Origin of the sequence: Vibrio sp. S17_S38 (assembly GCF_014694375.1) — a bacterium.
In the GTDB taxonomy this organism is placed as follows: domain Bacteria; phylum Pseudomonadota; class Gammaproteobacteria; order Enterobacterales; family Vibrionaceae; genus Vibrio.
In genome coordinates this window covers 76238-89357 of record NZ_JAAUWW010000015.1, presented here as the reverse complement: position 1 = coordinate 89357, position 13120 = coordinate 76238, and the positions used below count along the sequence as shown (strand labels likewise).

Here is a 13120-nt window from a genome sequence, read left to right as displayed (position 1 = left end):
TAAACAAAACCACCGTCATTTTGAAGTGACGGTGGTTTTTTATGTCACATACAAACCTGATTATTCAATAAACTACGTATCTATAAATCATGCATCTATAAACTATGTATCATTATGTGCTTTCTTTAATGCTGTTTCTTGATTGGTTTTCCACTGGTGAATCGCGTCTTGCATTTCACGTTCATTTTTTAAAATTTGGCCTAAAGCATCATTTGGCTTTTTCGGCAGTGTGAGACCACATGAAATAAGTGTTGCGGTCAGTTGCTCAACGGCAAGGTGTTCGATATGTTGTAAATCTTCCACTTTTTCAAAGCGCACATAGCCATTTGACAGGTTGATAGCTTGAGGCACAAAAACCACATGATAACCTTCTTCAGGTAATGGGTAACATTTTCCATCATCGGCTAAGAACATGTCGCCATTTTTATTCGGTATGATCCAAGTTGGGCCTAAATCAAACACTATTTCTCGTGAGTTTTCCCCTGACCAAGATCGGCAAAATGCAGGTTTTTTAAATGGTGATTCATCGGAGGTCAATGCTTCCATGATTTGTTTGGTTGAATTATGGATAATGCCAAATCCCGGAATACGATTGATGGTTTTATCTGATAACCATTCATAGAAATTCCGTTGAAGTTTACCGTCAAAGATAATACCAATGATGAGCATTAAAATGAGCGCAGCAATAAAGCCAAAACCCCATACTGTCGTGAATTGATTGCGATATTCATCAGGAAGAAGATAACCAACGGTGCCATCCATAAACTGGACAACAGCGTTCACAACCCAGCTGGCGATAACCAAAGGGATAATAAATAACATTCCAATTTTTATCTTTCGAACGATAAATTTTTTCATAGCGAGAAGCGACTCCTTTATAGTGCCAATACTCTAAACGTTTTAGTCGAGCATACAAGCAATTATATTGACATGATTATCTGCTAACAAAACCTTGCGTGTAGGCAAAAGCTCTGCATTAATAGAGAAAATATATTTAATATGGAAATCACAATGACAGACAACTTTCTGATTGATCAATGGTATTTTGATGATGGCGAATCGCAACAAATTAAACCCGAGAATGTACATGAATCGAAAATTCAGTCGGGCAATTGGTATCATTGTCATCGAGAGGCTGCGTCTTTGCGAAAATGGCTGCAATTTAACCAAATTGAACCGAGTATTATCCATAGTTTATTAAGGGACGACACACGCCCTCGATTTGAGCGCTATGACGATGGCTCTTTTTTGCTGATTTTACGCGGGGTAAACCTAAATGAAGGAGCAAAACCAGACGACATGCTTAGTATTCGCATGTTTTGGAAGGATAACGCTCTTATTAGTACCAATAAAATGTCGTCACGAACCATTAACAGTATTCGTAGCGCGTTACTAAAAAAAGAAGGGCCGAAGCAATTACCTGATCTGCTCATGGGAATTATTGCAGGGTTAAACCTCAATATTGAGAAGTTTTTAAATCAAATAGAAGCCCAGTTATTTGAGTTAGATGACTCTGATTATGATGGCAGTGAATTACAAGTTATCCATAAACGAATTTTGAAGTTGAGACGTTTTTTGAAACCTCAGCAATATGCTATAAACGATTTAGTTGAAGCTGATATACCAGAGATTAGCTCAGTGGAAAGTCACAGTTGGAACGTACTTGATACCAGTACTCGGGTAACGGAATCGATGGACTTTTATTTAGAACAGATTCAAGTTATGAAGTCCGAGCTTGAGCAAGAGCAAGCTGAAAAGATGAACCGTAATACTTATTTATTTACGATTGTTGCGGCAATATTTTTACCGTTAGGATTTTTAACGGGTTTGCTTGGGATAAATATTGGCGGCATGCCGGGAGTCGATAGCCCAACTGCATTCGGTTTCTTTTGTATTGGCTTGGTGATCACTCTGGTCATTGAACTTTGCTTACTCAAGTGGCTGAAATTTTTCTGAGTATTTTTGATAACCTCTTTAAATTTGGTGATTATTAAAGATGGCATCTAACGTAATCTTATAATGCAAAAACAAGTCAGAGATTGGCTTGTTTTTTATGATTGTTAAGTTATGTTGTCTTATTATTTTTAAATCAGAATTCTCATGAAAGCTCAAAATAACAACACATTAGGTGCGATACTTATTTTGATCGCGACGTTATCATTAACGCTGAAAGACAGTGCAGATAAATATCTAATCTTACATGGCTATCACCCGATTCAGATGGTTTTTTTCCGCTTTGCTATTCCATTTCTATGTATGCTGATTTTTATGCCGAAGCAAACTAAAACGGCAATGTTGGCTACCAATAAAAAACTGTTGCTACGTTCAGCACTGTTCTTAGTGTGCGCTATCACATCGGTAATCTCTCTGAAATATATCCCACTAAATGTTTATATTATTATCGCGCAAATGGGCGGTATCGCTTTTATGTTGGGTGGAGCTTTCTTTTTTAAAGAACAATTAACACCGACGAAAATTGTTGCGACCATTCTTGGCTTTATTGGTGTGATTGTAGTGATGAACCCGACCAGTGAGGGTGGGATGCATGTCATTTATCTCTTACCGCTTGTGATTGTTTTTGCCAATACGGCTTATAACTTAGTCACCAAAACCATTGATGCAAAAATCTCTTTTTTGTCTATTTTCATTAATACGTTCTTTATTTTAGGAATGGTCGCGACAGTGTGTTTAGTAGCACAACCACAAATGTGGAAGACTCCTAGCATGGAATCGATTCCATATTTTATTACGATTCCAGTGGTCACTATCGTGTCACAACTTTGTCTGATTAAAGCGATGAAAGTGGCAGATGCTTCTCACGTCGCACCGTTTTTCTATTTTCAAATTCTTTTTGCATGTGTGATTGGATATTGGTTATTTGATGAAGTGCCAACGCGCTATAGCTTAGTTGGTAGTGCATTTATCATGTCGGCAGGTTTACTGATTACTTTTATGAACTATAGAAAAAATCGTGCTGAAAGAATGGAAGTGTTAAAAGATAAAGCTTAAATAATACGCCTTGAGGCTCATTTTTAATTTGTCATTTACGTTTCGTTTTGCACTCGCTTCGCTTGGGGAGTAGAAAGGAAGATAACTAATAAAGGAGTATGTCTGTATGAGTGGTATTTTATATTCATCGATTGAGCTATTAGCCAGCTTAATTCTTATTTTATTGGCAGTTTTTGCTTTAGTTGTAGTCTGTTTTTACGTGCTTGATAAGCGACAACATAAAAATGCGATTCGACATAATTACCCTGTTGTTGGTCGATTACGGACTTTCTTTGAGAAGCAAGGCGAGTTTTTTCGTCAGTATTTCTTTGCTATGGATAGAGAAGAAATGCCATTTAATCGTTCGGAGCGTAATTGGGTAGAGCGAGCAGCCAGAAATGGTGATCATACGGTTGCATTTGGGTCAACGCGTAACCTCGATCCTACTGGCACTATTTTATTCATGAACTGCGCATTTCCTACATTGGACGAAGATGCGGCACAACCAAAAGAAGTAACAATCGGGCCTTTCGCAAAACATCCATACAAAACGGCATCAATTTTTAATATATCTGGCATGAGCTTCGGCGCGATTTCAAAGCCTGCCGTCCGCGCACTTTCACAAGGTGCTAAAAAAGCGGGTTGTTGGATGAATACCGGAGAAGGCGGATTAACACCATATCACTTAGAAAGCGGCGCCGATATTGTGGTTCAAATTGGGACTGCTAAATATGGCGTTCGAGATGAGCAAGGTCATTTAAGCACGGAGAAATTACAACAAGCCGCAGCACATGAACAAGTCAAAATGTTTGAAATTAAAATGAGCCAAGGCGCCAAACCAGGAAAAGGTGGAATGTTGCCTGGGCGAAAAGTTACAGCGGAAATTGCAGCCATTCGCGGGATTCCGGAAGGGCAAGATTCAATTAGTCCTAATGGTCATGTTGATATCAAAAATGTCTCTGAATTGATTGATATGATCGAATTCGTGCGAGAAACGACGGGTAAACCGGTTGGCTTTAAAGCGGTGATTGGTTCTTATGCTTGGATCGATGAGTTACTAGAAGAAGTGTTGCGTCGAGGTGAATCGAGCGCGCCTGATTTTATTACAATAGACAGCGCAGATGGTGGCACAGGGGCAGCACCGCAGCCTTTGATGGATTATGTTGGCATGACACTTAAAGAGAGTTTGCCATTAGTGATTGGATCACTTGAACGACATGGCTTACGTGAGCGAATTAAAGTGGTCGCGTCTGGAAAGCTAATCACACCATCAAAAGTCGCTTGGGCGGTGGCGCTTGGCGCAGATTTCGTGACTTCTGCTCGAGGTTATATGTTTGCATTAGGCTGTATTCAATCACTTAAATGCAATAAAGATACTTGTCCGACAGGCATTGCAACCCAAGATATAAAAAGGCAAGAAGGTTTGGATGTCACGGATAAAACCGAGCGTGTGGCCAGTTATAACAAATACATTAATTATGGTTTAGGTATGTTGGCGCATTCATGTGGTGTGGCAAACGTTCGCGGCTTAACTCATAAGCATGTACGTATTGTCACTGAAAGTGGCTTGTCGGTAGCATTAGATAAGTTTTATGAAGGGCATCAATAGATTCTTATCTACATAAAATAAGCAGGTAAACGGATCTTTATAAAACTCGATTATTATAAAGATCCGTTGTTATAAACGCGAATCGCTATAACGATCAGTATTACCTGAAAATCCTAGCTTAGTTATTTTTCACGAAAGGGCTGAGTCAACATTTTCCATATACTTTGTTCTTTAGACTGTCGAAACAGAGACAATCCTATCTGCATATCGCGATGACCATCCTTCGGTTGTTCTATGTAACTGTTAAACCAGCGATCCCAAATTGATAAACAAAAGCCATAATTGCTGTTGGTTTCTTGCGGATAGACTGAATGATGAACACGGTGCATGTCTGGCGTCACAATCCATTTACGGAATATTGCATCGACTTTCAAGTGCAAATAGGCGTTGCTGTGATTAAACATGGCGCTAGCGTTTAATATGATTTCAAACAACAAAACTACAATGGGAGAAATACCGAAGATTATAATGGCGGCGATTTTAATCCACATCGATAACCATATTTCGATAAAGTGAAAACGTGAACCTGTGGTGATGTCGATATCTTGATCGGCGTGATGTACCCGGTGTAAACGCCACAGCCATGGAACGAGATGAAAAATACGGTGCTGCCAGTAAATGAGGCAATCCAGTAATAGCATGGATAATAGACACTCAATAGGCTCTGGAATATTGAGGAGATTGAATAGCCCCCACTGATGTTGTTGAGCGAGATAAGCACTCGATACGGCTAGAATTGGCAAGGTAAAGGGGAGTAATAGACCATTAAAGATGGTAACGAGAAGGTTGTTTACCCAACGAAACCCTTTGGGTTGAGTAAGCATTTTTCTTGGATGATGGACTTCCCAAATTCCCATAACAAGAATCACAACCAAAAATACAGAAAGTCTGATCAACATTTGGTTCGCTAACATAAATTCAGTCATATATACCTTTCAATTACAGAACCGTTTATTACTTATTAATCAGATTAATAGCGAGTTTGCTATGCTTAACAGTCGTGGTGAGTTTGTTTAACCACTTTAATTTTTATGTTTGGTGTAAGAACAACATAATAGAGAATACATCGAAAGAGGAAAGCGAGTGATAACTTTAACTACCGAACGTTTAATTTTACGCCCTTGGAAAGAAACGGATTTGGATTCGTTGATTAAACTTAATCAAGATCCCGAAGTTATGCGTTTTTTTCCATCTGTATTATCTGAGCATGAAACTCAAGAAATGTTCAACCGCATCGCGTCATTATTTGACATTAATGGTTGGGGTTTTTGGTTGGCTGAGCACAGAGATACACATGAATTTATTGGCCTCATTGGCTTAAATAAAGTTGAATTAGATATTCCTTGTGCTCCCTTTATTGAAGTGGGGTGGCGAGTGGCAAAAGATCATTGGGGAAAGGAATATGCACCAGAAGGGGCAAGAGCTGCGATTAAATTTGCATTTGATGAATTAGACCAAGCAGCCGTTTATGCTTTCACGGCTAAGCAAAATGCGCCTTCGCAACGGGTTATGCAGAAAATTGGAATGGTGAATACACGTAATGATTTTGACCACCCTAAATTGAAAGCAGGGGATATTTTACAAAGACACTGCTTATATAAAATCAGTCGATGATCACAAATATATAGATTCTTTTTATTAACCGCTAGACGACAGGTTTATCGCTTTACATCTTTCAAGTAAGTCTCTACATTAGCAAACGTATTTAGTCGGGGAGCTGAAAGGCTGAGATCACAAAAGTGAGACCCGTTGAACCTGATCCAATTAACATTGGCGTAGGGAACTAATTTCGAACCACCTTTCTGCTTTTCGTTGTCATAGCTTGCCGCTCAAGTTAGTCACACGGTTTTGACCAGTTAGACTCGAATGTTCTCCTACGCATAAGTAGGAAGTATTCGATATGCCTAACGCTTGTAATATGTCTTCATCATCTTTATTTGAAGGTTCAACTTCGACGCAATTAAGTATTGTGAATATTCTCACGATTGCCGGATCCGATTCTGGCGGTGGCGCAGGTATTCAAGCCGATATCAAAGCCATTTCAGCCACGGGCACTTTTGCTTGTTCGGTTATTACGGCATTAACAGCGCAAAATACGCAAGGCGTCACCGGTATTTTACCCATTGACGCGGAGTTTGTTGGCCAGCAATTAGATGCGGTTTTTTCAGACATTGATATTGCAGCCGTTAAGATTGGAATGCTAAATGACGCCAGTGTTATTGCGGTTATCGCTCAAAAATTAAAGCAATATCAACCAAAATATGTGGTGCTTGATCCTGTAATGGTTGCGACCAGTGGTGACGCGCTTATTGAAAACTCAGCCATTCAAACGTTAGTAAATACATTATTTCCATTAGTGACGGTCATAACACCAAACCTTCCAGAAGCCGCATTTCTTATTGGTACTCAGATGCCAACCCATGAATCAGAAATTGAAAGTTTCATTCAACAATTGCAAGCTCATTCAAACTTAAAATCAATGAAGATTTTACTAAAAGGTGGGCACTTTGATGGTGAGGAAAGCTCCGATTGGTTGATTGATGGTGAGCAAATAACGGTGTTTTCACAGCCTAGAATTAAGACATCGAATACACACGGAACAGGTTGCACTTTATCATCTGCTCTAGCGTCTTACTTAGGGCAAGGCTTTGAATTAGAAGCATCAATATCGAAAGCGAAAGCCTATATATCACATGCCATTATGGCTGCTGATAAGCTTAATGTTGGGAGAGGTTCTGGCCCCGTTCATCATTTTTATGCATCGTCTGTTTTTGATGATATCAGCGTGAAAGGCTGAAATCGCGATGATTAGTATTGAGCAATTCACTTTCCAGTTCTCACTTACGAGCCCTCCTATTTTTGACAAGCTAACCGTCCAATTTGAAACTAAGACTTGGACATGCTTACTTGGAAAAAGCGGCTGTGGCAAAACGACCTTATTAAAACGTATTGCGGGTTTTGATGCTGTGGGTGGTATCCAAACCGGCAACATTTATTTAGGACCGAATAACGATCAATATTCAATAAATCACTTTCCTGTTGCGTATATGGGCCAGCAAGATTTGTTGTTTCCGTGGTTAGACGTATTGCATAACGTGTGTTTAGAAGCTTATTTACGTCACGGAAGCATTACCAAGTCTCAGTCTAAGCAAGCGGCTCAATTATTAAATCAATTAGATTTGCCTAATTGCCTTGAGAAATATCCTTATCAGTTATCGGGTGGTATGAGGCAGCGTGTTGCCATTGCGAGAACTTTGATGCAAGACAAACCGATTGTGCTTATGGATGAACCTTTTGCCGCGCTTGACGCAGTAACACATTACGAATTACAAAATCTAGTATGCCGATTATTGAAGAACAAAACGGTGCTCTTTATTACTCATGATCCCCAAGAAGCATTGCGTATTGCTGACCGTATTGTGCTTATGAAAGGGCTGCCCGCTAAATTGTATGAGGTTGAATTTGAGTCCGAACAATGCGCTCCGAGAAATATGGACGCCGATCTTCTAGAAGCACAACAACAATTGATTCAGCAATTAACCGAGACTCGATTGGAGGTTGTTGAATGAAGAGTTTATCGGTGCAACGAAAAGTAGAATCTAGCCATATCAAAGTGTGGCGATTGAGTCTGCTGATTCAAACTGGGATCACTATCGGCGTTTTACTGTGTTTGTGGCAAGGCATTATTACCCTATTTTCGTTGCCAAATTTTATTGTGCCCGCGCCATTATCGGTTGGATATGCTCTAGTTGGCAATGCAGATGTACTCGCGATGAATACTTGGGTGACGTTGCAAGAGATCCTCATGGGGCTGGCGTTTGGATTATCGTTCGGCACTATTTTTGCGTTGATTTTATTACTCAATAACACTGTTAATCGTTGGTTGTTGCCGATCTTGATTATGAGCCAAGCGATCCCTGTTTTTGCGCTGGCCCCTATATTGATGCTGTGGCTTGGCTACGGAATGGCATCTAAAGTGGTGATGGCAGCCGTGATTATCTTTTTTCCTATCACGACTTGCTGTTATGACGGTTTAAAGAACACACCTAAAGGCTATTTAGAGCTCGCTCATACTTTCCAACTGACTAAATGGCAAACCTTAATTCGGGTCAAATTTCCCTCTGCATTACCTGCTCTTGCCTCTGGCTTACGAGTTGCGGTGGTGATTGCACCAATTGGAGCTGTCATTGGCGAATGGGTAGGAGCAAGTGCGGGGCTCGGTTATTACATGCTGCAAAGTAATGCTCGAATGCAAATTGCAGAGATGTTTGCTGGATTATTTATTTTATCGTTACTGACTATTGGTTTGTATTTCATCACAGATCGTTTACTTAATCATTTTATTCATTGGCCGAATCAAGGCTAATTATTTACACAAAAGGAGTTGTTATATGCATTACTCGACACTTTCCAGACTCAAAAAAATTGGCTTACTTAGCCTGTTATTTACAGTGACTTCTCAAGCGTCGGCTTCTGAGAAATTAACCGTTATGCTCGATTGGTTTGTTAATCCGAATCATGGCCCAATTATTGTGGCTCAGCAGCAAGGATTATTTAAGAAGGAAGGTTTGGATGTCACTATTCAAGAGCCTGCCGATCCTACGCTGCCTCCAAAAATGGTGGCGGCAGGGAAAGTGGATATGGCGGTTACTTATGAACCTAACTTCATTATGGATCTCGCCGAAGGTTTACCACTAAAGCGCTCAGCCACTTTGATTGCGACACCGTTGAATACCATTTTAACGCTTGATAATGGCAAGATTAATTCAGTGAAAGAATTAAAAGGCAAAACAGTTGGCATTGCCGTCGCCGGCACGGAAGATGCGATGGTAGGGACTATGCTGCGCCATTCTGGCCTGAAATTAAGTGATATTAAAATGGTGAACGTGGGGTGGAATTTATCAGCATCACTAGCGTCTGGGAAAGTCGATGCAGTGTGGGGAGGCTTGCGTAATTTTGAACCAAATCAATTGGCATTGGAAAACGTAAAAGTGAAAGTGAAAGCGTTTTATCCAGAGGAACATGGTGTACCGAGTTATGAAGAACTCATCTTTGTGGTTAACCAAAACACCAAAAAAGGTGCAGCCATTGCCAAATTTAATCATGCTTTAACGTTGGCGACTCAATTTATTGTTAACCATCCTGAACAAGCTTGGAATAGTTTTAAATCGTATAACCCAAAAACGTTAGATACTGAATTAAATCAACGTGCATGGAGCGATACATTAACTCGTTTTGCATTACGTCCAACCGCAAGTGACTTACAGGGCTACAAAGCGTTTGCCGATTTTATGTATCAAAATAACGTGATAAAAACGGCCGTTGATCCGACACCTTACTTATATTAATCGTACATGCGCAACACACTTATCAATTAGATAATGGGCATGTCTTAATGCCGTTAGTGACTGGGATGGGGTGCACACATACAGCATTGACTGGCGCGTTTACTGCGATTGATTTTGATAGTGCAGGATTATGTTCAACCGCAATATTGGGAGTGGCTGGAGAGCTTGCCGCCCAGCAAAGCCAAGGGCCGGGCAGTTTACAAATACATTTACTTGATAAGCTGCATCAACTTGATGAGTTAGCGTTAATGAATAATTTACAATGTAGACGGTATGAAACACCGCATCATGTGGCATAGATAAAACTGGCTCCCACGGATGCTCAGTAGGCGATGGCAGTATAAATGTGTATCTGCCATTATCCTTTTTTCGATATGTTTTTATTAAAAGTCGTTATGTTGATGGATCTTATGGATTCAACCGCTTACGTTCTAATAGTTTTGCCCCGCCTCGATACACAAATAATGACCATAAGATCAATCCACAGCCAATTATTTTTCCTACTGGCATATCATCGCCATAGAACAGAACGCTAAGTGAACTTGCCCATACTGGCTCTAAAATCATAATGATGGCGGCATTACCAGAAGAGGTCAGTTTCTGGCCGATAGTTTGCATTACATAACGTAAGCTGGTGGCAATAATAGTGCTACACGCTAGCCAAAACCACGTTATATTTCCTATTTGTTCAGGCCATGTTTCAAGAGAGACAGATGCTACGCCTGCAACCACACCAACAACCGATAACTGAATGCAAGCGAGTGTGAGGCTAGGAACACTTTGTGCGTATTTGGCATTAAAATTGAAATGGAATGCTAAAAATATCGCTGAAATTAAAAACCAAATTTGACTAGGTGAATGATGATAACCATTGGATAAAGATAAGAAAGCCAAACCTGCCACGGCAAAAGGTAATGAGATCCAAAACATGCGAATAGGTTTCTGCTTAAAGAGTGCCCAACCAACTAATGGCGCAAACAACATTGCTAAGCTCGAAATAAAAGCTCCTTCAGCTAAAGTATCGGTGACAGAAATAGCTTTTACCCAAGTTAATAACGCGCATGACATGATGATGCCAACAGAAGCTGCATTGCGTATTTGAGTGCTAGAGAGTGTGAATAATTGTTTATAGCAAAAAGGCAGCAAGAAGATGGATGCGGCTAAAAAACGAATGCTAATAAATGCAAAAGGAGGAAGCTCTGCAATGGCTTGTTTTGAAAATATCCAGCCGAGTCCTGCAAATACAGTGGTGAGTACCAAAATAATGGTGGCTTTGGTTTCCTGATTCATCGTGATCACTGCAAAAGACAAGGTGGCTCGCAGAGTATCATGTAACTAAATATATTTCAGTAGCTTGATTTATTTTAATTATTTGGCTTAGTTCAACCGCTTAGTTTATTTTTATCTATCAGTTTATTGCTGTCATTGAGTACAAAAAAAGGCCTTAACAATAAATGCTAAGGCCTTAGTTTACTCAATCGAATTTAAGCATTTCGTTTTAATGCTAATTCAATTTCACCTGCTTTAGGATCGTTGAAAGCATCAATATCGAGCTCATTTTCAGATTTCGCGACAATACAAGTCACCACACTGTCCCCGGTAATATTAACCGCAGTGCGGATCATATCCAGTAAACGGTCGACACCCATAATAAGTGCGATACCTTCTAGTGGTAGGCCGACTTGGTTTAATACCATGGCTAGCATGATGAGACCGACACCAGGAACACCAGCAGTACCGACAGAAGCTAGCGTTGCGGTTAGGATCACGGTCATGTAATCACCAAGACTTAAATCAACATTAAATGCTTGTGCGATAAACGCCGTCGCCACACCTTGCATGATCGCCGTACCATCCATATTGATGGTAGCGCCAAGAGGAATAGTGAACGAAGCTATTTTGTTACTGACCCCTAAACGATGTGTTGCGGTTTCCATCGTAACAGGCAAAGTTGCATTGGAAGAGGCGGTAGAAAACGCGAACATAATGGCGTCTTTCATTTTCTTCCAGAATACGATTGGGTTTAATCCTGATAATACTTTTAGCAATAGGCTGTAAGTGATAAAAGCATGAATTAATAATGCAGAAACCAATACTAAGAAGTATGCAGCTAAATTTGCGATCGCATCTAATCCAAGACCAGTGAATAGTTTGGCCATTAGGAAGAAAATACCGTAAGGCGCGACTTCCATTAAAAGCGTCACTAATTTCATGATGACTTCGTTAATGTCGCCGAAGAAATCAGCAACACGTTGACCTGGCTTACCCGCAAGACTTATTGCTACACCAAATAATACGGCAAAAACGATAACTTGAAGCGTATTACCTTGAGACATCGCCGCCATTGGGTTACTTGGGAACATACCCACAATAACTTGGCTTAGAGAAGGGGCTTCAGTAGAGCTAAATGAAGCGGCAGAAGTTAAATCTGCACCAGAGCCAGGGTGTAAGAAAATCCCCATAACCAGTGCCAAAGATATCGCTAGTGCTGTAGTTCCAATATAGAAGGCTAGGGTTTTACCACCCAAGCGACCTAAAGTAGATAAATCTTTTAAAGAACTGGTACCGCAAACAAGGGAAACAAAGACAAGAGGGATAACTAACATTTTTAAGCTGGCGATAAATATTTTACCACCGACATCAAATAAGCCTTCGACCAAATATTCATTAATAAAAGCATTGCTACTAAAAAAAGATTGGATTAAAAAACCACATAAAATACCAGCAACCATGCCAATAATAATACGGCTCGTGAGTGAGCGTTTATTTTTCTTGTTGTCGTTCGTCATGAACTGATCTCCATTAAGTTACTTTGTACAACTCTCAAAGTGGCGAGCAGATTATCAGAACAATGTTAAAAGACTATTTTTCAACCTGAAATTAGTGCATTCGTTGTGATCCCTATCACATAAATGGTGGTATTTGTAACTATTTATTAAGTGTGCTAGCAGTCGATTATCATAGCTAAACTATAAAATTGTCATTTTATACCGGATATTGTCGATTAAGCAGTACCTATCATTGCAGGTTTAAACCTCTCCAGTATTTAATAATGTAGGTCTTTCTGATTTTTTGTGGGCAATGTTATATATGGTAAGTAGTGATTTTAATTCGAGACATGATTTTATTGCTTTAGAGCACATTTATCCAAAAGTCGAATATCGCTTAATTGATT

At 39.9% G+C, this 13120-nt stretch carries 12 protein-coding genes, 1 pseudogene and 1 riboswitch; of the genes and pseudogenes, 9 read left to right on the top strand and 4 right to left on the bottom strand.

Annotated elements, in window-relative coordinates; genetic code table 11:
* Nucleotides 1-102: 102 nt before the first annotated feature.
* On the bottom strand, nucleotides 103-858 hold the full coding sequence (locus tag HC725_RS12470; protein ID WP_190332146.1) for a DUF502 domain-containing protein: 756 nt from the start codon (nucleotides 856-858) through the stop codon (nucleotides 103-105).
* 153 nt (nucleotides 859-1011) lie between these two features.
* Between HC725_RS12470 and HC725_RS12465 the strand changes: the two genes are divergently transcribed.
* The 3 genes from HC725_RS12465 (at nucleotide 1012) to HC725_RS12455 (ending at nucleotide 4597) form a co-directional block, all read left to right on the top strand.
* The gene (locus HC725_RS12465; RefSeq protein WP_190332145.1) at nucleotides 1012-1956 is read left to right on the top strand and encodes a CorA family divalent cation transporter; all 945 of its coding nucleotides are present in this window, start codon (nucleotides 1012-1014) and stop codon (nucleotides 1954-1956) included.
* Between the two features lie 144 nt (nucleotides 1957-2100).
* On the top strand, nucleotides 2101-3009 hold the full coding sequence (locus HC725_RS12460) for a DMT family transporter (protein WP_190332144.1): 909 nt from the start codon (nucleotides 2101-2103) through the stop codon (nucleotides 3007-3009).
* Nucleotides 3010-3115: 106 nt separating this feature from the next.
* On the top strand, nucleotides 3116-4597 hold the full coding sequence (locus HC725_RS12455; RefSeq protein WP_190332143.1) for an FMN-binding glutamate synthase family protein: 1482 nt from the start codon (nucleotides 3116-3118) through the stop codon (nucleotides 4595-4597).
* A 122-nt stretch (nucleotides 4598-4719) separates the two neighbouring features.
* Here HC725_RS12455 and HC725_RS12450 read toward each other — a convergent pair whose 3' ends face one another.
* Complete coding sequence (locus HC725_RS12450; protein WP_190332142.1) at nucleotides 4720-5523, bottom strand: sterol desaturase family protein; 804 nt, start codon at nucleotides 5521-5523, stop codon at nucleotides 4720-4722.
* Nucleotides 5524-5680: 157 nt separating this feature from the next.
* On the opposite strand from HC725_RS12450, the gene HC725_RS12445 reads away from it, so the two are divergent.
* The 6 genes and pseudogenes from HC725_RS12445 to HC725_RS12420 form a co-directional block, all read left to right on the top strand.
* Nucleotides 5681-6211, top strand: a complete 531-nt coding sequence (locus tag HC725_RS12445; protein ID WP_342365951.1) for a GNAT family N-acetyltransferase — start codon at nucleotides 5681-5683, stop codon at nucleotides 6209-6211.
* Nucleotides 6212-6297: 86 nt separating this feature from the next.
* A riboswitch (TPP riboswitch) is annotated at nucleotides 6298-6396 on the top strand.
* Between the two features lie 119 nt (nucleotides 6397-6515).
* The gene (thiD, locus tag HC725_RS12440; protein ID WP_190332165.1) at nucleotides 6516-7394 is read left to right on the top strand and encodes a bifunctional hydroxymethylpyrimidine kinase/phosphomethylpyrimidine kinase; all 879 of its coding nucleotides are present in this window, start codon (nucleotides 6516-6518) and stop codon (nucleotides 7392-7394) included.
* Between the two features lie 7 nt (nucleotides 7395-7401).
* Nucleotides 7402-8166, top strand: a complete 765-nt coding sequence (locus HC725_RS12435) for an ABC transporter ATP-binding protein (protein ID WP_190332141.1) — start codon at nucleotides 7402-7404, stop codon at nucleotides 8164-8166.
* Complete coding sequence (locus HC725_RS12430) at nucleotides 8163-8963, top strand: ABC transporter permease (RefSeq protein ID WP_190332140.1); 801 nt, start codon at nucleotides 8163-8165, stop codon at nucleotides 8961-8963. Before HC725_RS12435 ends, HC725_RS12430 begins: the two co-directional genes overlap by 4 nt.
* A 25-nt stretch (nucleotides 8964-8988) precedes the next feature.
* Entirely contained in the window at nucleotides 8989-9945 is a 957-nt protein-coding gene (locus HC725_RS12425) for an ABC transporter substrate-binding protein (protein WP_190332139.1), read from the top strand.
* Nucleotides 9945-10244: pseudogene (locus HC725_RS12420) on the top strand (hydroxyethylthiazole kinase); the annotation flags it as partial. The gene HC725_RS12425 and the pseudogene HC725_RS12420, both read left to right, overlap by 1 nt.
* A gap of 109 nt (nucleotides 10245-10353) precedes the next feature.
* Here HC725_RS12420 and HC725_RS12415 read toward each other — a convergent pair.
* Complete coding sequence (locus tag HC725_RS12415) at nucleotides 10354-11235, bottom strand: DMT family transporter (RefSeq protein ID WP_190332138.1); 882 nt, start codon at nucleotides 11233-11235, stop codon at nucleotides 10354-10356.
* Nucleotides 11236-11429: 194 nt separating this feature from the next.
* Nucleotides 11430-12734 (bottom strand): dicarboxylate/amino acid:cation symporter, encoded by a 1305-nt coding sequence (locus tag HC725_RS12410; protein WP_190332137.1) that lies wholly within the window; start codon nucleotides 12732-12734, stop codon nucleotides 11430-11432.
* Between the last annotated feature and the right edge of the window lie 386 nt (nucleotides 12735-13120).